Raw genomic sequence first — 22,826 nt, forward strand, 5'->3', positions numbered from 1 at the left:
GGGCTTCGTCATCCAACTCGCTGCTGTCTTCTGCGGCTTGACGCCCCGTCCGACGTTTCAAACTCTAGCCGATCCCCGCTCCGAAAAGCGAATCCGGTCGCAATCCGATAAAACGAGCACGCCGAATAAGCACCGAGCCGCGACGCGAAAAGCGAAACGACCGGTACGGACCGGAGTGGTGTTTCAAGGGATTGGCTGCCCCGGGGCCGTCCGCGCTGATGCGTGTCCGGTGCTCCCTGCCAGGCAACTCGAAGAACATTAGACCTCTGGGGTGGCCGAGTCAAGCGCCGCAAGCGAATTTTCGGCGCCCTCCTCCGCCGGCAGCTGGAAGGCCAGGACGGCGACGTCGTCGTCGTGTTCCGAGGTCACGCCCATCGCCCGCAGCAGCCGGGCGCAGATCACCTCGGGAGCGCCGATCGCGCCGGTGAGGGTGCGGGCCAGCAGGTCGAGTCCCTGGTCGATGTCCTCGTCGCGGCGCTCGACCAGGCCGTCCGTATAGAGGACGCCGGTCGTGCCGGGGAGCAGGCGCAGGATGTGGGAGACGTGCAGGCCACCGCCGGTGCCGAGCGGGGGGCCGTTCTGCTCCTCGCTGCGCAGGATGGTTCCGTCGGGGCAGCGCAGCAGCATGGGGAGGTGGCCGGCCGAGGCGTAGGAGAGGGTGCGGCGCTGCGGATCCCAGACGGCATAGGTGCAGGTGGCGATCTGGTTGGCGTCGATCTCCATGGCGAGGCCGTCGAGCAGGCACATCACCTCGTGCGGGGGCAGGTCGAGGCGGGCGTAGGCGCGCACGGCGGTGCGCAGCTGGCCCATCACGGCGGCCGCTCGCAGGCCCCGGCCCATGACGTCGCCGATGACGAGTGCGGTGCGCCCGCCGGCGATGGCGATGACGTCGTACCAGTCCCCGCCGACCGCGGCCTCGGCGCCGCCCGGCTGGTAGGTGGCGGCGACCCGCAGGCCGGCGGGCTGGTCGAGCTTCTGCGGGAGCAGGCTGCGCTGGAGAGTGACGGCGGCCTCGCGCTGGCGGCGTTCGGCTTCGCGCAGCCGGGCGGCGGCGAGGACCTGGTCGGTGACCTCGGCGGCGAAGATCAGCACTCCGGCGGGCGGGCCCACGATGGGGGTGTCGCCGGTGTCGCCGGTGCCGAGCGGGACGCAGGAGACGTTGTAGTAGCGGTTGCCGGTGAGGCCGAGGATGCAGCGGGCCTTGACGCTGCGGGGGCGGCCGCCGCGGATGACCTGGTCCATCAGGGGCAGGACGCCCATGGTGCCGAGCTCGGGGAGGGCCTCACCCGCGGGCAGGCCGGTGGGGCGGTCGCCGAAGAGTTCGCGGTAGGCCCGGTTGGCGTAGCCGAGCTGGTGGAGCGGGCCGTAGGTGACCGCGACCGGGGCGGGGATCCGGTTGAGGACCTCGCGCAGGTTCTGGGGTTTGTGCGGGTCGAGGAGTTCGGCGGCGGTGGCGGCGCTGATCGGGTCGCGGGGGCCGGGCACGACGACGCCGTCGGTGGAGGGCGTGCCCTCGTCGGTGCCGGCCCCGTTGGGTGGGGCGGCACGCCAGGGGACTCCGGTGAGCCGGGCGCTCCAGCGCATGAGGTTCAAACGACGGCCGCTTCCTCGTTTTCCAGGCATATCATCACTTTTTGTGCGCACATCAGCACACGGGGTAATGACCAGTTCGGGCTGATCCTGTCAGGCGGAGGGCCGGTTCCGGAAGTCGCACGCCCGGCGTGGCCGTCGGATCGGCCGTCGACCCCGGGCGATGGGCGCGTTCATCGGGGAGCTTCCGGCCCGGCCCCGGACGGTCGGCCCGTGCCGGAATCGAAACCGCCCTCGAAGGCCGAACGCGGGTGCTCTATCGCCCCCAGTGAGACCACCTCGCGGGAGAACACCCCGCCCAGCGCCCAGTCCATCAACACCCGCACCCGGCGCTCCGCGCTCGGCAGCCGCCGCAGGTGCCGCGCCCGGTGCAGCCACCACGCCCGCCGTCCGGTGAGCCGACCGCCGCGCCGGGTGTGGGCGACGGCCCGGTGCAGGCCCAGCGAGGTCGAGCAGACGGCCGGGCCGGGCCGGTACGCGACCAGCCCCGGCGCGTGCGGTCCGCCGTCCAGGGCCAGCGCGATGTTGCGGGCCAGCAGCCCGGCCTGGGCGAAGGCGTGCTGGGCGTTGGGCGCGCAGGGGGCGCCGTCCGCGTTCGGATCGGGGACGGCGGCGCCGTCGCCCGCCGCCCAGACGCCGGGCAGGGCGCGTCCGTCCGGCCCGACGGCCTGCAGGGTGGCCAGGCAGCGGATGCGGCCGAGGGCGTCCAGTGGCAGATCGGTGTCGCGCAGCATCGGGGAAGGCCGGATGCCCGCCGTCCAGACCAGGGTGCGGGCGCCGAAGCGGCTGCCGTCGGAGAGCGCGGCGACCCCGCCGACGGCGGACTCCAGGGTGGTGCGCAGCCGGATGTCGACGCCGCGTTCGCGCAGCTGGCCGAGGGTGTGCTCGGCGAGTTCGGGCGACTCCTCGGCGAGGATCCGGTCGGTCGCCTCGACCAGCACCCAGCGCAGGTCCTCGGCGCGGACGTTGTGGTGGCCCCGTACGGCGGTGCGGGCCATGTCCTCCAGTTCGGCGAGCGCACCGACGCCCGCGTAGCCGGCGCCGACGAAGACGAAGGTGAGCGCGGACTGCCGCAGGGCGGGATCGCGGGTGGCGGAGGCGAGGTCGAGCTGTTCCAGCACGTGGTTGCGCAGGTGCACCGCGTCGCCGACGGTGGAGAAACCGAGCCCGTGCTCGGCCAGGCCGGGCACCGGGGCGGTCCGGGAGACCGATCCGGGGGCCACCACCAGGACGTCGTAAGGGAGTTTGAGCGGCATCGGGGTCTCGCCGGGGCCCGCGGCGTCGGCCAGGGCGCGGCGGGCGGCGTGTTCGATCCGGGTGATCCGGGCGGTGAGCACCCGGCAGTGCGGCAGGGCCCGGCGCAGCGGGACGACCACGTGCCGCGGGTCGATCGAGCCGGCCGCGACCTCGGCCAGCAGCGGGTGGTAGGTGGAGTAGGCGTGGGGTTCGACGACGGTGATCTCCACCTCACCGCGCCGCAACCGCTCCCGCAGGCCACGCTGGAGGTGGAGCGCGGTGGCCATCCCGGCGCAGCCGCCGCCGGCGATCAGGATCCTGATGGTGCACCTCCTGCCGATGTGACGTTTCGTCCCGGCCTCGCGGCCGGGAGGGTGTCCCCCCATCACGCCCCCCTATGAAGGACCGGCGGAGGTGGTCTTGTCCACAGTCCGTACGGGGCTGGTTGCGACGGAAGTGACGGCCGTGGCCAGTTGTGCTTGCTGGGCGACTTTCTGACGCACTTTCGGCCGCGAAGAGCCGTGAACTATGGTCGGATTGTGTGCCGGAGCGGCCATCGCCATGACAACCGGCGGCGACGCACCGTGGAGCGGCCACTACGGCCAGTTCCAGCGTTGGCGTGAGAACCCGACTGGGGGACCGTCATCCGGGGAAGGGTAGTTCCCGGACGAGGCCCCGGGCGGTGCCGACGCGCTGAGCCGGACGTCAAGGCGGTCCGGCGGCACGACCGTGGTCACCGGAACGGGACGGGCGGCACTAGCGATGGGTCATCTGGTCATTTCTGACGGGCTGAGCTGCACCGGGGGGTGCAGGGGCGGGCGACGACAGGGTCCGGTTTCGGACGCCTGCGGGGGAGAGTTGGGATGATGGAACAGAAGCAGGTGTTGGGGCGGGCGGGTGCACCGCACGCCGGACAGGGCATGGTGCCGGAGCAGCGCGGCCCGGTGGACCTGCCGCAGGGCGGGAAGGCGTACGCGGCCGTCCCGTACCGGGCGGAGCCCCCGCAGACCACCGCGCCGGTACCCGGGGCCCGGTTACGGGTGGACGCCCGGCGGAACCTCGAGAGCGTGCTGCGGGCCGCCCGGGAGGTGTTCGGCGAGTTCGGCTACGGCGCTCCGATGGAGGAGGTCGCGCGCCGGGCCGGGGTCGGGGTCGGCACGGTCTACCGGCGCTTCCCGAGCAAGGAGGTGCTGGTCCAGCGGATCGCCGCCGAGGAGGTGGCCTGGCTGACCGCGCAGGCGCGGGAGTCGCTGTACGGCGGCGACGGCGCCTGGGATGCGCTGGCCGGGTACCTGGCCCGGGCCGTGGGCACCGGGGCCGGGCGGCTGCTGCCGCCGGAGGCGTTCCGGTACGCGGAGGAGCTGGGCCGGGTGCCCGAGCAGCGGACGCCGGAACCGCCGGCGACCGTCCGCTTCGACCTGCGCGGCGAGGAGGCGCGGTCCGGGGCGGCGGCCGAGCCCTCGTCGGCGGACGCCGATCCGCGGCTGCTGCTGCAGCTGTTGGCCGCCCTGGTGGCGCGTGCGGGTGCGGCGGGCGAGTTGCGGCCGGGCGTCACGGTGTCGGACGTGGTGCTGGTGCTGACCGCGTCGGTGCCGGTGCACGCGGCGCGGCCCTCGGTCTCGGCGCCGACGGCCGCCGGTTTCACGGCGATTGGTCCGCAGACGGACGGTCAACCGGCCGCGGGGCCGTCGGACCGGCTGCTGCAGATCCTGCTGGACGGTCTGCGGGCGCGCTGAGTCGTCACCGGGCGCGCTGATCCGGCGGCGGCCCCCGGCCTTTGCGGTCGGGGTGCCGGACAGGGTGCTGGTCGTGGTGCCGCACAGGGTGCCCGACCGGCTGCGGGCGACGCGTCGGACAGGTACGGTCGACGCGCTGGACGGGCAAGGGAGTTGGGTGAGACACCGGCGCGCGCACAGGGCACGCGCGCCGGGGGCGGGCGTCGCACGACCCCTCGCCGCACGCTGGGCGAACACATCCGCGACGGCCCCTCGGAAGAGTGGGTACCGGCCGGTCCGGCTACCGCCCGTCCCTGCGCTATGCCATCCTTTGCCCGTGGTTGGAGCCAATGTCCCGATGCGCGCCCTTCGCGCGCCGTCGGCGCCGTACGCCGGGGAACCGTGCGCCTACGCACTCCCGCGCGCCCTGCCACACTACGGGGGCTGTCGTGGAATCTGGGGTCCGTTGTGAGCGCCGAGGAACAGAACGACTACGGGTACGGCCTCGACTTCGGGGGGCTCTCCGGTAGTACGGCCGAAGGGTCCGCCGCGGGCCCCGGCGGTACCGACGCCGCCCAAGTACCGGGCGCCACGGCCGGTTCGGGCGCCGGGCACGTCCCGGACCAGGGCGGATGGCCCAGCCGCGAGTCGCTGTCCGCCTCCGCCGCCGCGCTGCCGCCCGGTCGGGTGCCCGGCCAGGCCCCGGCGGGCCGGGGCGGCGTCGCCCCCGAGGCGTTCGTCGGCGACGGCCGCCCGGCCCGCCCGACCGTGCCCGCCCCCGCCGACCCGGTGGACGGCGAGCGCCCGCCCTCCGACGCCGAGTTGACCGCCCGGGTCCGGGCCGGCGACGACACCGCGTACGAGGAGATCTACCTCCGGCACGTCGACTCGGTGCGCCGCTACGCCCGCACCTGCTGCCGGGACAGCTTCACCGCCGAGGACCTCGCGGGTGAGGTCTTCGCCCGCACCCTCCAGGCGCTCAAGGCGGGCAAGGGACCGGAGTTCGCCGTCCGCGCCTACCTGCTGACCGCCGTGCGCAACGTCGCCGCCGCCTGGACCCGCAGCGAGCGGCGCGAACAACTCGTCGACGACTTCGGCGTGTTCGCCCAGAGCTCGGCCGCCGTGGTCGACTTCGACCTGGCCGACCCGGGCGCCGACGCCTGGGCCATGGCGATGGCCGATCAGCGGATGGTCATGCAGGCCTACGCCGAACTCCCCGAGGACGACCGGGTGGTGCTCTGGCACACCGAGGTCGAACGGGAGTCCCCGAAGACCGTCGCCGTGATGCTCGGCAAGACCGCCAACGCCACCGCCGTCCAGGCCCATCGGGCTCGCGACCGGCTGGCCGCCGGCTTCCTCCAGGCGCACGTCTCCGGCAGCCAGGAGAGCACCTGCGAGGTGTACGCCAACCGGCTCGGGGCGTACGCGCGCGGCTCACTGCGCAAGCGGGCCTCGGCGGAGGTCGGCCGGCACCTCAAGGAGTGCGACCGCTGCACGGCGGCCTGCCTCGAACTCACCGAGATCAACACCGGTCTACGCGCGCTGCTGCCCGGCGGTGTGCTGGTCTGGGTCGGGGTCGGCGGGTTCAGCGCCGCCGCGGCCGCCGTGGGCGGTGTCGCCGCGGTCGGCGGTGCGGCCGCGGCGGGAACGGCGGCGGCCGCGGCCGGGTCCTCGGGCACGGCGGCGGGGGCCGCGGGCGCTTCGGGTGCGGCCGGTGCCGCGGGTGCTTCCGGTGCTTCCGGTGCTTCCGGCGGGAGCGCGGCCGCTGCCGCGGCCGGCGAGGGCCTGGGCACCGCCGCCAAGGCCGGGATCGCCGCCGCCGTCGCGATGGCGGCCGCCGCGGTGGCCGCGTACGCGCTGACCGGCTCGCCCGAGCCGAAGCCCCCCGTGGCCGCTCCCCCGGCCACCTCCGCACCGGCCCCCTCCGCACCGGCCTCGCCCGCCCCGGTGGCGCCCGCGCCCGCTCCGCCCGCCCCGGCACCCAGCAGCGCGGCCCCCGCCCCGGCCCCGGTCCCGGAACAGCCCACGGCCAGTCCGAGTGCGAGCCCCAGTCCGAAGCCGAGCCCGAAGCAGACCCAGGCCCCGGTGGCCACCCAGGCCCCGCGGCACGAACCGACCCCCGGGCCGACCATCGAGGCACCGGTCGTCCCGACCCCGACCCTCCCGCCGCTGCCGACGCCGGAGGTGCCTGAGGTGCCTGAGGTGCCAGTCGTCCCGACGCCCACCATTCCGCCGGTGCCGGAGCCGACCATCGCCCCGCCGACCCCGCCCGCGCCCACCGACTTCTGGGGCGACTCCCTGCCCGTGGTCAAGCCCGGCAACCACCGGGTGCCGCCGGAGGGTCCGAGCATCCGGCAGAAGGGCAGCTACAGGTTCTGGCAGCGCGACGGCGGCTGGATCGGCGGCGAGTACCGCCCGCACGCGATCACGGTGCACGCGCCGGCCACCACGCTGATCGACCTCAACCGCAGCTGCACGTCCTTCGACGCGGTCGCCGGGGTCGACGACGCCACGCTCAGCCCCGGCGGGGTCGTCTTCACCGTCCAGGGCGGCGACGGCAGCACCCTGTGGCGCTCCCGGGCCCTCGGCGCCGGGGACGACGCAGTGCCGCTGCACGTGCCGCTGGCCGGGCAGAAGTCGATCCGGCTGGTGGTCACACCGGTGCACGGGATCTGGTCGGCGCTGAACATCGCGGACTGGGCGCAGGCCCGGTTCAGGTGCTCGTAGAGGTCCGGACATGGACCGAGGCCCGTCCCGGGGGCTGCTGACAGCTCCTGGAACGGGCCTCGGGCCTGCTCTGCTCTCGTGCTCTCGTGCCCTCGTGCTCTCGCGCTCTCCTGCTCTCCTGCTCAGATGGCGCAGGAGCCGTCCGCGCAGGCCTCCCCGGCCGGGGCGACCGGCACCGGGGCCGGGCGGCGCTCGCCGATCTCGGCGGCGACCTGCTCCAGCACCTTGCGGAAGGTCGCGGCCTCCTGGCCGCCCTGGACCGCCCACTTGCCCTCGAACACGAAGGTCGGCACGGCGCTGATGCCCAGCTCACGGGCCTCGGCCAGCTGGGCGCGGACCTCGGCGGTGCCCTCGTCGCCCGCCAGGTAGGCCGTCACCCGCTCGCGGTCCAGGCCCGCCGCCACGGCGACGTCGGCCAGCGCGGCGCGGTCGCCGACGTCCACGCCGTCGGTGAAGTGCGCTTTCAGCAGCGCCTCCTTGAGCCGGCCCTGCACCTTCGCGCCGTACTCGGCCTCGGCGAGGTGCAGCAGGCGGTGGCCCAGGAAGGTGTTGGCGTGCAGGGCGGCGTCGAAGTCGTACGTGATGCCCTCGGCGAGGCCCAGCTCGGCCACCCGCGCGTCCATCGCGACCGACTGCGGGCCGTAGCGCTCGGCCAGCCAGGCGCGGTGCGGGCTCGCCGTCGCGGGCGCGTCCGGGACCAGCTGGTACGGGCGGTAGACGACCTCGACGTCCTCCTTGCCGGGGAAGTCCGCCAGGGCCTGCTCGAAGCGGCGCTTACCGATGTAGCACCAGGGGCAGGCGATGTCGGACCAGATCTCGACCTTCATGTCGGGGGGCTCCAGGGGGCGTCTCGTGCGGATGTACGGGATGGATGAACGATGAACCATCTCGGTACATTCCCGACACAGCCCGACACCGCCCGACCGCCCGGCCCCCGCCGGGTCAGCCCTCCGCGGGCGCCGGCACCACCAGGACCGGGCAGGCCGCGTGGTGCACCGCCGCCGAGCTCACCGAACCCAGCAGCAGCCGGGCGAAGCCCCCGTTGCCCCGGGTGCCGAGCACCAGCGTGTGCTGCCGGGTCGACGCCTCCAGCAGCACCTCGATCACGTTGCCCAGCACCACGTGCAGCGACATCTCCCCCGCGTACGGCCGGACCCGTTGCCGCAGCACGGTCGCCACCGCCCGGCGCAGCCCGTCCGCCATGCTCTCGACCAGCGTCTCCACGCTCTCCTGCACCAGCTCCGCCATTCCCGGCGGGTAGCCGGCCGGCGCCGGGTTCACGACGGCCAGCACGTACAGCGGCAGCCCGAACAGCTCCGCCTCCGTCATCGCCCGGTCCAGCGCCCACAGCGACCCGTCCGACCCGTCACACGCGGCCAGCACCCCGGGCGGCCGCCCCGTCGGCGGCCGCCCGAGCACCGACAGCACCACGGGAACCTCCCGCCCCGGGCTCACACCGGCCACCGCACACTCTCCTCACCGCGGACTCACAGCCCCGCCATCATCACCCGCCCGGCGCCATCGCCCGGGCCAGCCGCGCCGGACGAGGGGACGGGGGTGGTGCAGGGCGGGGCCCGGCGGGCTGTCAGGGGGTGAGGGCCGGGGGGTGGGGGTGGGGGAGGCCGGTCCAGCAGGCGCCGTGGCGGCGGGCGCGGAGGCGGCGGAGCCAGAGTTCGGTGGAGACGAGGTCGGCGAGGCCGGCGAGGGCGGCCGGGGAGAGGGGGGTGGCGGGGTCGGCGGAGTGGGCGAGGCCGGCGCGGACCGCGGGGAGGTCGATGAGGCCGGCTTCGGCGAGGAGCGGGGCGTCGAAGAGCTCGGCGAGGCCGTCGGCGGCGAGGCGCAGGCCGGCCCGGGTGGGGGCGGTGCGGTCGGGGCGGGGGCCGCGGCCCCAGTCGGGGGGCAGGTCGGTGCGGCCGGCGCCGGTGAGGACGGCGTGCAGGAGGGCGTGCCGGGCGCCGGGTTGGAGGCGGACGTCGTCGGGGAGCAGCCGGGCGGCGCGGACCACCTGGTTGTCGAGGAAGGGTGCGTGCAGGCGCTGGCCGGGGCGTTCGGCGGCGTGTACCAGCGTGCGGTAGGAGCGCGCCTGCCGGTGGAGGGCGTGACGGGCGCGGTGCGCGCCGGGGTGCTCCTCGGGCGCCGGTTTGCGCGCCGCCAGCCGTAGCCGGAGGGCCACCGAGGAGAGCGCCTCGTCGGAGAGCCAGCGGGCGGCCGGGCCTGGGACGCACCAGGCGAGGTCGACGGCCGAGCGGTCGCCCGCCGTGCCGGCGCCGTCCGGGACGTGCCGGGCGGTCAGTTTGGCGGCCGCCTCGTCCAGCGCCTCGGCGTAGCGGACCCGGGAGAGCCGGTGGGCGGCCCGGACCACGGTGAGCGGGGTGCGCAGCGCGCCGGCCAGTACGCCCGCGGCGGCCCGGTCGGCGCCGGCCAGGGCGGCGACCGGGGGCAGGAGTTCGCGGGGCCGCCCGGCCCGGATGAGGTCGGCGAGCCGGGCCGGGTGGCCGTCCAGGACCTGGCGGGCGCCGTAGCCGGTGAGGTGGTCGGTGCCGCCGGCGTCGAAGCGGACCTCGGCGCGGGCGGCGGCCACGAGTTCGGGGCCGGGCTCGTCGGTGAGCGGGCCGGACTGCGGGTCGGCGCGCAGGACGGCGTAGGGGAGGGTGTCGGGGCCGGGGTCGAGCACGGTGTGCCGCAGCCGCGGGGTGTCGGGGGCGAGGGCGAGGGTGGTGGGCGGTTCGGTCTCGCCGAGCGTGACGGCGGCCAACTGCTCGGGGGCGGACGGCTCCTGGGCGGCCCCCCGGGCCCAGGAGCCCTTGACCGCGCCGCTCCTGGCCCCGGCAGCGCTCCTGGCGCCGACCGCGAGCGGCGCGGCCCCGACGGCCGTGGGCACCGGCGGCAGCGGTACGGCGGCGGCGAGCAGGGCGACGGTGGCGGAGGCGGTGCCGTACGAGAGGTCGACGCCGAGCCGGGCGCGCCCGGCAGGTCCCGTGGCCGGTGCGGCGGCCGGTGCGGTGGTGCGGACCCGGGAGCGGACGGATTCCAGCAGCGCGCGGGTGAGTTCGCGGATGGCGGGCGCCTCGTCGCGCGGCTGTTCGGCGCCGGGCGGCTCGTCGTAGGCGTCGAGGTACGGGCGGCCGCCGCGGATGGCGAGCACGTGGCCGGGCGGTACCCGCTGGACGCCCAGGTACGGGGTGCCGGTGCCGAGCGCCTCCGGGGACTCGGGGCAGGCGAGCCGGGCGGCGAGGTGGCCGGTGTCGAGGGCGGCGCCGACCAGGTCGGCGAGCGGGAGGGCGGCGGTGGCGTACGCGGTGCCGCCGGCCCAGGGGGTGTGGAAGACGGGTTGGGCGCCGGCGAGGTCGGTGAGCAGCAGGGTGGAGCGGGTGCCGGTGCGCAGTACGACGGTGTAGCTGCCGGGCCAGGCGGTCAGGTGGCGGACGGCGCCGCCGCGGGCGGCGGCGAGGCCGGCGGCGAGTTCGGCGTCGGTGGCTCCGCAGTGGCCGAGGACGGCGAGCCGGGTGGTGGCGGGGGTGTCCTCGACCGGGTCGGGGGTGGTCGGGCCGGTGCTGACGGCCGCGGGGGCGCCGGGTCGGAGGGTGACCAGGCGGATCTCCTCGGGTCGCCAGTCGCCCACGGCCCAGAGCGGGTTGGGGCCGGTCCACAGGGGGCGCGCGGCGATCGGCGTGACCGTGGCGAGGGCCTCGTGCGCCGGCGTTCCCGCCCGGGGCGCGCCCGTGCTCCAGCCCGTCAGCCACCGCATCGCGCCTCCACCGGACGAGGACCTGCACTCGCGCGGCGCGTCCGGCGCCGGGCGGGCGGCCGGGTGGGGTGCCGGGGCGGCCCGCACGCGCGTCCGGGCGTGCCCTCGTTCCGGCGCGCCGTCAGGAGACATCGTGCCACCACCGGACGCTGCCGGGGCCGGTGTCGTCGGTTCCGGTTCTGTTTCGCCGGCGCTGTGGCAGCCCCCGGGCGGGACTTCGGCGGGGACGGATGCGGGCGGGCCGGGCCTCCCCCTCCTTGGCCCGGACCGCCCGGACGGCGCCCTTGACATGGGCATCGCGAGATGGCCGAAAGGCGTCGCCCCGCCCGGGAGGGCATCCGCATGCCCTCCCGGACTTCACCGCCGCCCGCGGGGATTGAGGCGGCGGCATCCCCCGGCCCGCCGGGTCCTCGACGGCGGGCCGACCCACGACCACCAGCGAATCGCCGAGCAGCCGGTCGGGCCAGGGGGCACGGCCGGGCGCACGTGAACACGGGACCGGAGCACGACGCTCCGGCGCGCGGCGCGGCCGAACCGCTCCGAGAGGTCCGGACCAACGGCCGCCACGGCCCGGCACGGCAGCGCCGGGTGCGCGATCCCGCCATCCGGAATGCGGCCTCTTAACCGTCGGAACGCGTCCGACTACTCTAGGTACAGCAGCTACGGCCCGGTGCCGCCCGGGCCCCGCGCACAAGGCCGCAGGAGGTGCCGCCGCCACCATGACCGTCAGCCCACGAGGACCGAACGAACGGCTCGGCACGCTCCTGACCCTCGCCCAGATCAGCAACGCCGGCCTGGCCCGCCGGGTCAACGACCTGGGCGCCCAGCGCGGATTGACGCTGCGCTACGACAAGACCTCGGTGGCCCGCTGGGTCAGCAAGGGCATGGTGCCGCAGGGGCCCGTCCCGCACCTGATCGCCACCGCGATCGGCGGCAAGCTCGGCCGGCCCGTCCCGCTGGAGGAGATCGGCCTGGGCGACACCGACCCGGCGCCCGAACTCGGCCTGGCCTTCCCGCGCGACGTCGCCGATGCCGTGCGCTCCGCCACCGACCTGTTCCGGGTCGACCTCGACCTGCGCCGCGGCCCCGGCGGCGGACGCTGGAGCGACAGCCTGGCCGGGACCTTCTCGGTCGCCGCGTACGCAACGCCCGTCTCCCGCTGGCTGATCAACCCGGCGGACGGCTCGGTGGCCCGCGAGGTGCCGCGCTCCCCCAGCGAGAACTCCTCGTACCGGGTCGGCCACTCGGACGCCGTCAAGCTCCGCGAGGCCGCCCAGGAGGCCCGCCGCTGGGACTCCAAGTACGGCGGCGGGGACTGGCGTTCGTCGATGGTGCCGGAGTGCCTGCGGGTGGAGGCGGCGCCGCTGCTGCTGGCCTCGTACAGCGACGCGGTCGGCCGGGCGCTGTTCGGCGCGACCGCCGAACTGACCAGGCTGGCCGGGTGGATGGCCTTCGACACCGGACAGCACGAGGCCGCCCAGCGCTACTACATCCAGGCCTTGCGGCTCGCCCGGGCCGCCGCCGACGTGCCGCTCGGCGGGTACGTGCTCGCCTCGATGAGCCTGCAGGCCGGCTACCGGGGCTTCGCCGAGGAGGCCGTCGACCTCGCCCAGGCCGCACTGGAGCGCAACCGGAGCCTGGCCACCGCCCGGACCATGAGCTTCTTCCACCTGGTGGAGGCACGCGCCCAGGCCAAGGCGCGCAACGCGGCGGCTTGCGCGACGGCGCTCGGTGCGGCGGAGAGCGCACTCGAACGAGCACGCGCCGGGGATCCCGACCCGGCGTGGATCGACTTCTACGCCTACGACCGGCTGGCCGCCGACGCCGCCGAGTGCTTCCGCGACCTCGGAGTGCCCTCCAAGGTCCGCCAGTTCACCCGCGAGGCACTGGCCAAGCCCACCGAGGGCTACGTCCGCTCGCACGGCCTGCGACTGGTGGTCTCGGCGATGGCCGAGGCCGAAGCGGGCAACCTGGACGCCGCGGTCGCCGCCGGCGAGCGCGCCGTCGAGGTGGCCGGCCGGATCTCCTCGCAGCGCAGCCGGGAGTACGTGGTGGAGATGCTGCGGCGGCTGGAACCCTTCCAGGGTGAACGCCGGGTACGGGAGTTGACCGAACGGGCGCGGGCGGTGATCGTCGCCCCGGCGTGATGCGCGGGAGCCGCGGGAGCCGACGGAGAATCACCTGACGATAAATGAGGTGCACCGGCGGGAGGGGCCTGACTAAGGTCTCTCTCGTCCAGGTGCGCAGGCAGAGGTTACTTCCACTCTTAATGGGCAGGTCGCGGGTTCGAGTCCCGCCGCCGGTACTTCCATGCCGGTGTAGCTCAGTAGGTAGAGCAGCTTCGTCACCTCAGCCGTCCTTGAACTCTGGACACCTAAACGTGAATAGAATTCCGCACCTCCCGGTGCGACGGCAGCGGTTACTTCTGGTAGACGCCGGATTTCCGGCGTAGCGGTTCAAGTCCGCGAAACACCGCGGCCACCTTTGATCTCGGGAGGCAGTTGCGCTTCGGAATGCCCGGTGCGCAGGCGGGGGTTACTTCGGATCTTGCGGTTCCGGGTTCAAGTCCCGGGCGTGCCGTGCGCGAGCACGGCCGCTAGCTCAATTCGGAAGAGCACAAGGCATATACCTCCGCCGAGGCCGGTCGTTGGACAACGACCGGCATGATCTCGGGCACTCCTCAGCGCGGCATGCCTCCCTCCCGTTGACGACCAAGCACGCCGAGGGGGGCTGCAGCATGTCCAGGTTCAACATCCGCAAGGCCAAGGCGAGTCCGAGTTCGCCGGTGACCACCACCGGGCGGCGCGGCCTCACCCACGAGGGCGGCACCGGTTACGTCCGGGACCGCAAGTCCGAGCTGTTCCTGCTGGCCGTGGCCAACCTGGTCGGCCAGGACACCTTCTACGAGCGCGGCGGTGACCGCGACGACCGCTACACCGCGCTGGTGCGCGAACTCGCCGTCGCCGAGCCGGAGTGGACCCTCGGGCTGCTGCGCTGGCTGCGGTCCGGGGCGCAGATGCGCACCGCCGCACTGGTCGGCGCCGCCGAGTTCACCCGCGCCCGGCTGGACGCCCGTGCCCACGGGTACTCCCGGCAGGCCGTCGACGCGGTGCTGCGGCGCGCCGACGAGCCCGGCGAGCTGCTCGCGTACTGGACCTCGCGCTACGGCCGGGCGCTGCCCAAGCCGCTCAAGCGCGGCGTCGCGGACGCGGTGCGGCGGCTGTACGACGCCCGTTCGCTGCTCAAGTACGACACCGCGAGCAAGGGCTACCGCTTCGGCGACGTCCTGGAGTTGACCCACCCCACGCCGGACCCGGACAAGCCCTGGCAGGGCCCGCTGTTCGCGTACGCGCTGGACCGCCGGCACCGGCCGGAGGAGGCCGTCCCGCCCGCCGCCGACCGGATGCTGACCGCCAACCGCGAGCTGCTCGCGCTGCCGGTCGAGCAGCGCCGGGCGGCCGTCACCGCCGAGGGCGGCGCGAAGCGGCTCGCCGCCGCCGGGCTGACCTGGGAGGCGCTGGCGGGCTGGCTGCAGGGGCCGCTGGACGCGGCCGCCTGGGAGGCGGTCATCCCCTCGATGGGCCCGATGGCGCTGGTCCGGAACCTGCGCAACTTCGACCAGGCCCGGGTGTCGGACGAGGTCGCGGCCGAGGTGGCCGGGCGGATCTCCGACCAGGGCGAGGTACGGCGCTCGCGCCAGTTCCCGTTCCGCTACCTGGCCGCCTACCGGCACGCGCCCTCGCTGCGGTGGGGGCACGCGCTGGAGACGGCGCTCGGCCACTCGCTCGCCAACGTGCCCGAACTGCCCGGCCGGACGCTGATCCTGGTCGACCGCTCCGGCTCGATGTTCGACCGGCCGAGCGCGCAGACCCAGCTCAACCGGGCGGACTCGGCGGCGATCTTCGGCACCGCGCTGAAGGTCCGGGCGGCCGAGGCGGACCTGGTCGAGTTCGGCAGCAGCAGCCGGGCGATCAAGGTCGGCCGCGGGGAGGCGGTGCTGCGGGTGCTGGAGCGGTTCTCCAACCTCGGCGGCACCAACACCGCCGAAGCCGTCCGCACCCACTACCGGCGCCACGACCGGGTGGTGATCGTCACCGACGAACAGACCGGCTTCGGCTACCGGGGCAGCGACCCGCTCGCCGCCGTCCCGGCCCGCGTGCCCGTCTACACCTGGAACCTGGCCGGCTACGCCCTGGGCCACGGCCCCAGCGGCGACGCCAACCGGCACACCTTCGGCGGCCTCAGTGACGCGGCCTTCCGGCTGATCCCCCTCCTGGAGGCGGGGTCCGATGCCGGCTGGCCCTGGGAGGCGTAGCGGCGAAGGCCGGCGGTGCACGGGGTCGGGGCCCGGCGCACCGCGACCCGGCCGGACGGGGGGCGGCGGTGGCGCGCGGAGTCGGGGGACTCGGCGAGCGATCGCCACGGCCGGACGGGGGGTGATGGCGGTGCGGAGTCGGGGGACTCGGCGCCACCACGAACGGCCGGTCCGGGGGGACCGGCCGAAGCCCCGGGGCGGAGCCACCAGGGGGGAGGCTCCGCCCCGCGCCCGAGGTGGGCGGCAGAACACTGCCGCCCACCTCGGCATGCCACCTGCCGGACGACGGCGGGCAGCTCCCGAATCCGGCGCACCGAGCGTCGAACGGGCGGAGGGTCGCGCAGCCGCGCAGCGGAGCCTTGACGGGCCGACCGGTGCGCGCGGAAAGCGGCAGCACCCGCCGCCCGTCGCGGAACACCCGTCACAGCAGCACCGGCAGCCGAACCCCGCCACAGCATCGGCACCGCAGCCCGGGCAGCAACCGGGAAACGGACCCCGGCAACCCCGACCCGTGGCAGCATCGGCACCGCAGGCCCGACGCCGGACCGCGCCGGGCCGGCACCAGGTGCCGGGCGGCGGACGAGGAGCACAGGGTGGCGGACGAGTTCGATGTCGTGGTGGTCGGCGGCGGGATCGTCGGGCTGGCCACGGCCTACGCCCTGACCAAGGCAGCAGCAGGGCTGCGAGTGGCGGTGCTGGAGAAGGAGAGCGGCTTCGCGGCGCACCAGACCGGGCGCAACAGCGGCGTGATCCACAGCGGCGTGTACTACCGCCCCGGCTCCTACAAGGCCCGTTTCGCCGTCGCGGGCGCCGCCGAGCTGGTCGAGTTCTGCCGTGAGCACGGCATCCCGCACGAGGTCACCGGCAAGCTGATCGTGGCGACCGACGACGCCGAGCTGCCCCGGCTGGCGGGGCTGGCCGAGCGGGGGCGGACGAACGGGATCCCGGTGACCGAGCTGGACCGGGCCGGGATCGCCCGGTACGAGCCGGAGGTCGCCGGGCGGGCCGGGCTGCACGTGGGCACGACCGGCATCTGCGACTTCCCGGCCGTCGCGACGGCGTACGCCCGGCTGGCCCGGGAGGCGGGTGCCGAGCTGCGGCCCGGTACCGAGGTGCGGACGCTCGCCCGGCGCCGGGACTGGGTGACGGTCGGGACCGCCGGCGGGGAGCTGCGCTGCCGGGTGCTGGTGAACTGCGCCGGTCTGCACAGCGACCGGATCGCCCGGCTGACCGGGGACGACCCGGGGATGCGGATCGTGCCGTTCCGCGGCGAGTACTACGAACTGGTCGAGCAGCGCCGGGAGTTGGTGCGCGGTCTGGTCTACCCGGTGCCCGATCCGGCCTTCCCGTTCCTCGGGGTGCACCTGACCCGGGGCATCCACGGGGACGTCCACGTCGGCCCGAACGCGGTGCCAGCCCTGGCCCGCGAGGGGTATGACCGGCGCACCGTCCGCCCGCGCGACCTGGCCGAGACCCTGGCCTTCCCCGGCACCTGGCGGATCCTCCGGCGGCACTGGCGGTACGAGGTGGGCGAGTTGCACCGTTCGCTGTCCAAGCGGGCGTTCACGGCCGCCGTCCGGCGACTGCTGCCCGCCGTGACCGCCACGGACCTGGTGCCGGCCGCCGCCGGGGTGCGGGCGCAGGCGGTGGCCCGGGACGGCTCACTGCTGGACGACTTCGCCTTCGCGGGCTTCGACCCCGAGGACCCGCGCTCCCCGCGCCGTGCGGTGCACGTGCTGAACGCTCCGTCCCCCGCCGCCACGGCCTCGCTGCCGATCGGCCGCGAGGTGGCCCGCCGGGCCCTGGCCGCCCTGGAGGCCGGCGGATGAGCGAGCGGAGCGAGCGAATCATCAAGGGGTGCGCGTGGGCGAATGCCCCCGCCGAGCGAAGCGAGGTGGGCGGATGAGCGAGCGGAGCGAGCGAATCATCAAGGGGTGCGCGTGGGCGAATGCCCCCGCCGAGCGAAGCGAGGTGGGCGGATGAGCCCCGTCACACACCCCGGCGGGTGCCCCGCGCGGCCCCGTAGACTCGGGTGATTGTGACTGCCACCGCCCCGATCCCCCAGCAATCGCCGTCCGCCCGGCTGTCCGCGGCGCCGGCCGCCTACCCCGCGCCGATGTACCCGCACAAGGCCACCGAGGAACAGCACCGGGAGCGGCGCATCCGCAGCTTCCAGCCGCGCCGGGGCCGGATGACCAACGCCCAGGCGGGCGCCCTGGACCGGAGCTGGGAGAAATACGGCGTCCCGATCGACGGCACCCCGCTCGATCTGGGAGAGCTGTTCGGCGGCCTGCCGGTCACCCTGGAGATCGGCTTCGGCATGGGCGAGACCACCGCCGCGATGGCCGCCGCCGACCCGTCGATGGGCATCCTCGCCGCGGACGTGCACACCCCCGGCCACGGCAACCTGCTCGGCATGCTGGAGCGGGACGGTTCGCAGAACGTCCGGCTGGCCGCCGGTGACGCCGTCATCCTGCTGCGCGACATGCTGCCGGACGCCTCGCTGGCGGGCCTTCGGGTCTACTTCGCCGATCCGTGGCCGAAGCCCAAGCACCACAAGCGCCGGCTGGTCCAGGCGTCCTTCCTCGACCTGGTGCTGCCCCGGCTCGCCCCGGGCGCCCTGGTGCACTGCGCGACCGACTGGGAGCCGTACGCGGAGCAGATGCTGGAGGTGCTGTCCGCCTCCCCGGAGCTGGAGAACCTGCACCCCGAGGGTGACGGGACCGGCTGGCTGGAGCCCGCGGACCACCCGGACGGCAGCATCCCCGGCTACGCGCCCAGGCCGGGCTGGCGGCCGGTCACCAAGTTCGAGCGGGCCGGGATCGCCAAGGGCCACGTGGTGCACGACCTGCTGTTCCGCCGCCGCTGACCCGTCAGCAGCCGTTCGAACGGGCCCCGGCGGGCTGACCGGCCGGTCGGGCCCCGGACGAACCGTTCGTCTCGAGTCCTCCCGACGGGCCGTCGCCGTGGCCTACCCTGTGCCGCATGGGCAGCCCGTCCGGCGGCGGCCCGGGCGTCTGGCTGGGGCGGGCGACCGTCCGCACCGCCGCCGACGCACCGGGGACGGCCCCGCGCACCGGTGACACCCGGACCATCCCGGGACCCCGCAGGCGCCGGGCCCACCGGCTGCTGCCCCGGCCCGGCGTCGCGTCACCGCCGGCCGCGGCCGCCTCGGCATCCGGTCCGGACGGACCACCGGAGGCGCCCCCGGGCCGCAGCCGCTCGATGGCGCTCTCCTCGGTCACCCCGACCGCCGTGCTGATCCTGATCGGCTGCGGGGTGCTGATCCTGCACCTGGTCCAGCGGCAGACCGGCACGGTCGGGCTGCTGGTGGGCCTGGGCCTGGCGATGGTGCCGTTGCCCTTCGTGCTGGGCGGCCTGGCCTGGCTCAACCTGACCGCCCGGGTGCCGCTGCGGCACACCGTGTTCTGCCTCGGCTGGGGCGCCTGCGCCGCCACCACGGTCGCGATCCTCGCCAACAACTGGACCGCCGACTACCTGACCGCCCACCGGGGCGCGCTCGGCGGACTGCTCGGCGCCGGGATCGCCACCCCGGTCATCGAGGAGAGCGCCAAGGCCACCGCCCTCCTGGTGCTGCTCCTGCCGCTCGGCCAGCGGCTGCGCTGCCACGGCCGCCGCTCCGGGCGCCCCTGCGCGCCGCTGCTGCAGCGGTCGCCCGCGCCCCGGCGCACCGGCCCGCACCGGCACCGCCCGGCCGGACCGCACGCCCAGGGCCGGCTGCGGCTGCGCCCGTACCTGCGGCCGCTGCCGTACCTGTGCCCGGCCCCGCCCTCCCCGGGCACGCCGCACCGCCGCTCCCGGCCGCGCACCCTGGCCGCCGGGGTGGTGCTCGGCGGGATGACGGCCTGCGGCTTCGCCTTCACCGAGAACGCCCTCTACCTGGGCCGGGCGTTCACCACCGACCAGCGCAACCGGCTGGACAGCATCGGGCTGGGCGACCCGCCCAGCCTGCGCGACTTCGACAGCACCGTGCAGACCTTCGTGCTGCGCGCCCTGCTCTCCCCCTTCGCCCACCCGCTGTTCACCGCACTCACCGGGATCGGTCTGGCCGTCACCCTGACCACCGGGCGGCGCTGGCTGGCCCGGCTGGCCGCCCCGACCGGGCTGCTGACGGCGATGGTGCTGCACGGCACCTGGAACGCCGCCGCCGACCTGGGGACGGACGGGTTCCTGGTGGTGTACGGGGTGCTGATGGTGCCCTGCTTCGTGGCGCTGGTCTGCTTCGCGCTCTGGGCCAGATCCCGCGCCGCCCGGCACGCCTGGCGACGCGGACGGCGGCCCGCAAGGGGGTAGCGGCAGCCTGCCCGAAGAACCGATTTCCCATCTCGGCGACTTCCACGTATTGTTGTGTTCACCGACGCGGGGTGGAGCAGCTCGGTAGCTCGCTGGGCTCATAACCCAGAGGTCGCAGGTTCAAATCCTGTCCCCGCTACTCAGTAGCCGAAGGGCCCGGAGGATTCTTCCTCCGGGCCCTTCGCGTTTCCCGAGGACGGACAGAGCACGGTCCCGCCACGAAGCGGTAACGGGAGCGGAATCCAAGATCTCCTGTCATACGGCTCCCCCATACTGAGGAAAAAATTCATCCAAGTGGGGGACGGCGGGGGGCCGTGCCCTGGATAAGGAACGACCTCGATGCCGTCGAAGCGACTGGCCAGTACCGCCGCGATCTGCCTCCTCCTGGGGGCCGGTACGGCCGCCTGCGGTGACAACAAGGACTCGGACAAGGCCGCCGCGCCCGCGACCAGCGCCGCCGCTGCCGCGACTCCGACCGCCACGCCGACCCCGACCCCGACCGTGGCGAAGCTCGACACCGACAAGCTGAGCGCGCAGGAGATCGAGAAGCAGGCCAAGGACGCCCTGGCCTCGGCCACCTCGCTCAGGATCTCCGGCAAGATGACGTCCGACGAAGGCGTCATGACCATCGACATGGTGATGGACAGCAAGGGCCAGTGCCAGGGCACCATGGCCCTGCCCGGCATGGGCTCCTTCGAGATGATCAGCGACGGCAAGGCGTACTTCATGAAGCCGGACGTGCAGTTCTGGAAGACCTTCGGCGGGTCGAATCCCAAGGTGCTCGCCCAGCTCAAGGACCGCTACCTGACCGGCTTCCAGAACGACCCCAAGATGAAGGACATGACCGACTTCTGCAAGCTCACCGACGCGAGCAGCCAGATGCTGGACGACGGGTCGAGCACCCCCAGCAAGGGCAGCGCCGGCACCGTCAACGGGGTCAAGACCTTCAGCCTCAAGGAGAAGGACGACCAGGGCGAGGAGTCGGTCCTGCACATCGCCACCGAGGGCACGTTCTACCCGGTGCGGCTGGAGAAGACCACCGGCAAGGACCAGGGCCAGATCGACTTCACCGACTTCGACAAGCCGGTGACCATCCAGACCCCGTCGGCCGACAACGTGATCGACTACACCAAGTTCCAGGACACGGTGAAGAGCGCCTGACCGGCGCCCGCGAAAAATCCGTTGCCCTCCTCAGAGGAGGCTGCCTACAGTGGCAGCACACTGAAGGGAGGTGATCCTGAATTGAGTAACATCAGGATGCGTGAGGTGGCTGCTCGCTAGAGCCGCCCCTGCCTGCGCAGGGTGAGGCCCCAGGCCTCCGGCAGGCGAAATCCACAGCAGTCACCCGGTCCGCGGGCTCACCGGTACATCCCCGGTGCCTCGGGCGCCAGGCCAGTGCACGGGCCGGCGCCGAGGAGCAGCCCGCGGGCCGTCTGCGTTTCCGCGGCCGTTGCCGAAGCTGCTTCCAGCCGCCGGACCCGTCGTAGCGGCGGCGCCCCCGGTGCGTTCCCGTGGCGGGGCCGCGGCGCTAGAGTCGGCGCGGCCCCGCCACGGGACGACGGGGCGCAGCGGAGCGGACACAGGGGGTGGGCGATGGCGGTGGCACGGCGACGGGTCGGCACGTCGGCGCTGCGGACGGCGCAGTGGACGGCGGCCGCGGTGCTGGGCGGTACGGGCCTGCTCGGGCTGCTGCTGTTCGCGCTCGGCCGAGCGCAGGCCTGGCAGGCGCTCGGCGGCGGCCTGGTGGTGGCCGGCGCCTCGACGGTACTCGGCGGCGCGCTGGGCTTCCTGTTCGGGGTGCCCCGGGTGAGGAGCGACTCGGGTGAGCCGCAGGGCTCGTACGCGCCGAACACCAATCTGGAGCAGGTCTCCGACTGGCTGACCAAGGTGCTGCTGGGCGTCGGCTTGACCCAGCTCGGCTCGCTCGGCGAGCGGCTGCACCAGCTCGGTACGGCGCTGGCACCCGTACTCGGCGGCGAGGACGCCGCGGTGCCGTTCGCGGCCGCGCTGGTGCTGTACTTCCTGGTCCTCGGCTTCCTGGCCGGCTGGCTGGTGACCAGGCTGGCACTGCCGCGGGTGCTGACCGAGACGGACGAGGCGCTGGACCTCTTCCTGGCCGGTCAGGACCGCGACCGGCGGGGCGACAAGGTGGGCGCCGATGACCTGCGGGTGCGCGCGATGCAGCAGCTCGGGCTGCTCGGCGGCAGCGCCGGGCAACCCGCCGCGCTGGCCGCGCAGTTGCCGCCCGCCATGGGTTCCCCGGCCGGGCCGGACGGCGTGGTGGCAGAGGTCCGCTCGACCGCGAAGCGCTCGGCGCTGACCGCCGACCAGGTGCGGGACCTCTTCGCGGACGGCACCGAGGGTCGCCGGATCCAGGCGCTCGCGCTGATGCAGGGCGACCCCTCGCTGGCGGACCTGTCGAGCGTGCTGGACGCGATCGAGCACCCGCACTCCGATTTCGAGCAGTACCACGCGCTACTGGCCGCCCGGGGCCTGCTCTCCCGACTGCCCGGCGCCGAGGCGCAGCGGCTGCGGGACGCGGTGGCGGCGCAGCTGGTCGACCCGCAGGGCATTCCGTACGGGTCGGACCGCAGCTGGCTGGCGGAGAAGATCCTCTCCCGGCTGCCGGCGGCGGCCTTCGTCCCGGCGCAGCCGTCGGCCGCTGCCGGGAGCGGTGAGCCTGCGAGTTCTGCGCAGGGCGCCGGGCAGTCGAATCCGGACAGGCCCTAAACGGTGAAGCGCAGTTCGGGCTGTTCCCAGGGGGTCTTGGGCTGCGGCGGGCGGGTGCCGGTGCGCTCGGCGCCGACCTGCAGGTAGAAGCCCTCGGCGGGCGGGTGCGAGACGACCTTGACCGCCGCGATCCCGGCGGCCCGGGCTCGGTCGAGCATGTCGGTGATCAACGCCCGTCCGATGCCCAGCCCTTGGGCCTCGTCGGCGACGAACATCAGGTCCAGTTCGGCCGGTTCGTGGATCAGCGCGTAGAAGCCGAGCAGTCGGTCGTCGGTGCGGTCCACGGCCATCCGGACTTCGTGGCGTTCGACGTAGTCGGGCTCCACGGCGTAGCCGTCGATCATGGCGGAGTACGCCCCGCGGTAGGCGCTGGAGGCCTGGATCAGTGCGGTGAGCCGGTCGGCGTCGGCCGGTCGGGCGGACCGGATCGTGGTCTCACTCATGGGGCTGA

The 22,826-nt window shown here is 74.7% G+C and carries 14 protein-coding genes, 2 tRNA genes and 1 pseudogene; 11 read left to right on the forward strand and 6 right to left on the reverse strand.

The annotated features are described in order from the left end of the window. Positions 1 to 291: 291 nt before the first annotated feature. Positions 292 to 1,593 (reverse strand): annotated as a pseudogene (locus tag ACIG5E_RS33295) (SpoIIE family protein phosphatase); the annotation flags it as partial. Between the two features lie 170 nt (positions 1,594 to 1,763). Next, a complete protein-coding gene (locus ACIG5E_RS33300) occupies positions 1,764 to 3,212 on the reverse strand; it encodes an NAD(P)/FAD-dependent oxidoreductase (protein ID WP_396539904.1) in 1,449 nt (482 codons plus the stop codon). Positions 3,213 to 3,689: 477 nt separating this feature from the next. Here ACIG5E_RS33300 and ACIG5E_RS33305 point away from each other — a divergent pair, with 477 nt between their 5' ends. Together ACIG5E_RS33305 and ACIG5E_RS33310 are read left to right on the forward strand one after the other, a co-directional pair. Then, complete coding sequence (locus ACIG5E_RS33305) at positions 3,690 to 4,562, forward strand: TetR/AcrR family transcriptional regulator (protein WP_396539906.1); 873 nt, start codon at positions 3,690 to 3,692, stop codon at positions 4,560 to 4,562. A gap of 447 nt (positions 4,563 to 5,009) precedes the next feature. Beyond that, positions 5,010 to 7,268, forward strand: a complete 2,259-nt coding sequence (locus tag ACIG5E_RS33310) for a sigma-70 family RNA polymerase sigma factor (protein WP_396539908.1) — start codon at positions 5,010 to 5,012, stop codon at positions 7,266 to 7,268. Positions 7,269 to 7,390: 122 nt separating this feature from the next. Here ACIG5E_RS33310 and ACIG5E_RS33315 read toward each other — a convergent pair whose 3' ends face one another. The 3 genes from ACIG5E_RS33315 to ACIG5E_RS33325 all read right to left on the reverse strand — a co-directional run bounded on the left by ACIG5E_RS33315 (position 7,391) and on the right by ACIG5E_RS33325 (position 11,016). Further along, complete coding sequence (locus ACIG5E_RS33315; RefSeq protein WP_396539910.1) at positions 7,391 to 8,095, reverse strand: DsbA family oxidoreductase; 705 nt, start codon at positions 8,093 to 8,095, stop codon at positions 7,391 to 7,393. Positions 8,096 to 8,210: 115 nt separating this feature from the next. Continuing rightward, the gene (locus ACIG5E_RS33320; protein WP_396539912.1) at positions 8,211 to 8,732 is read right to left on the reverse strand and encodes a universal stress protein; all 522 of its coding nucleotides are present in this window, start codon (positions 8,730 to 8,732) and stop codon (positions 8,211 to 8,213) included. 121 nt (positions 8,733 to 8,853) lie between these two features. Further along, positions 8,854 to 11,016 (reverse strand): asparagine synthase-related protein, encoded by a 2,163-nt coding sequence (locus tag ACIG5E_RS33325; RefSeq protein WP_396539914.1) that lies wholly within the window; start codon positions 11,014 to 11,016, stop codon positions 8,854 to 8,856. A 719-nt stretch (positions 11,017 to 11,735) separates the two neighbouring features. On the opposite strand from ACIG5E_RS33325, the gene ACIG5E_RS33330 reads away from it, so the two are divergent. From ACIG5E_RS33330 to ACIG5E_RS33370, 9 genes are all read left to right on the forward strand, one after another. Continuing rightward, positions 11,736 to 13,163, forward strand: a complete 1,428-nt coding sequence (locus ACIG5E_RS33330; protein WP_396539916.1) for an MFS transporter — start codon at positions 11,736 to 11,738, stop codon at positions 13,161 to 13,163. A gap of 96 nt (positions 13,164 to 13,259) precedes the next feature. Further along, a tRNA-Ser gene (locus ACIG5E_RS33335) sits at positions 13,260 to 13,321 on the forward strand. Between the two features lie 432 nt (positions 13,322 to 13,753). Next, positions 13,754 to 15,331 (forward strand): TROVE domain-containing protein, encoded by a 1,578-nt coding sequence (locus ACIG5E_RS33340; RefSeq protein ID WP_396539918.1) that lies wholly within the window; start codon positions 13,754 to 13,756, stop codon positions 15,329 to 15,331. A gap of 593 nt (positions 15,332 to 15,924) precedes the next feature. Then, on the forward strand, positions 15,925 to 17,160 hold the full coding sequence (gene lhgO, locus ACIG5E_RS33345; protein WP_396539920.1) for an L-2-hydroxyglutarate oxidase: 1,236 nt from the start codon (positions 15,925 to 15,927) through the stop codon (positions 17,158 to 17,160). A 209-nt stretch (positions 17,161 to 17,369) separates the two neighbouring features. Then, positions 17,370 to 18,200 (forward strand): tRNA (guanosine(46)-N7)-methyltransferase TrmB, encoded by an 831-nt coding sequence (gene trmB, locus ACIG5E_RS33350; RefSeq protein ID WP_396539922.1) that lies wholly within the window; start codon positions 17,370 to 17,372, stop codon positions 18,198 to 18,200. Between the two features lie 116 nt (positions 18,201 to 18,316). After that, entirely contained in the window at positions 18,317 to 19,645 is a 1,329-nt protein-coding gene (locus ACIG5E_RS33355) for a PrsW family intramembrane metalloprotease (protein WP_396539924.1), read from the forward strand. A gap of 65 nt (positions 19,646 to 19,710) precedes the next feature. Then, positions 19,711 to 19,784 (forward strand) — tRNA-Met (locus tag ACIG5E_RS33360). Between the two features lie 200 nt (positions 19,785 to 19,984). Beyond that, positions 19,985 to 20,806, forward strand: a complete 822-nt coding sequence (locus ACIG5E_RS33365; RefSeq protein WP_396539926.1) for a hypothetical protein — start codon at positions 19,985 to 19,987, stop codon at positions 20,804 to 20,806. Between the two features lie 432 nt (positions 20,807 to 21,238). After that, positions 21,239 to 22,375: a hypothetical protein gene (locus ACIG5E_RS33370; protein ID WP_396539928.1), complete on the forward strand. Its 1,137-nt coding sequence runs from the start codon at positions 21,239 to 21,241 to the stop codon at positions 22,373 to 22,375. Here ACIG5E_RS33370 and ACIG5E_RS33375 read toward each other — a convergent pair. Further along, positions 22,372 to 22,818 (reverse strand): GNAT family N-acetyltransferase, encoded by a 447-nt coding sequence (locus ACIG5E_RS33375; RefSeq protein ID WP_396539930.1) that lies wholly within the window; start codon positions 22,816 to 22,818, stop codon positions 22,372 to 22,374. The two genes, ACIG5E_RS33370 and ACIG5E_RS33375, sit on opposite strands and share 4 nt — an antisense overlap. Between the last annotated feature and the right edge of the window lie 8 nt (positions 22,819 to 22,826).

It is taken from the genome of Kitasatospora sp. NPDC053057, from assembly GCF_044546945.1.
In the GTDB taxonomy this organism is placed as follows: domain Bacteria; phylum Actinomycetota; class Actinomycetes; order Streptomycetales; family Streptomycetaceae; genus Kitasatospora.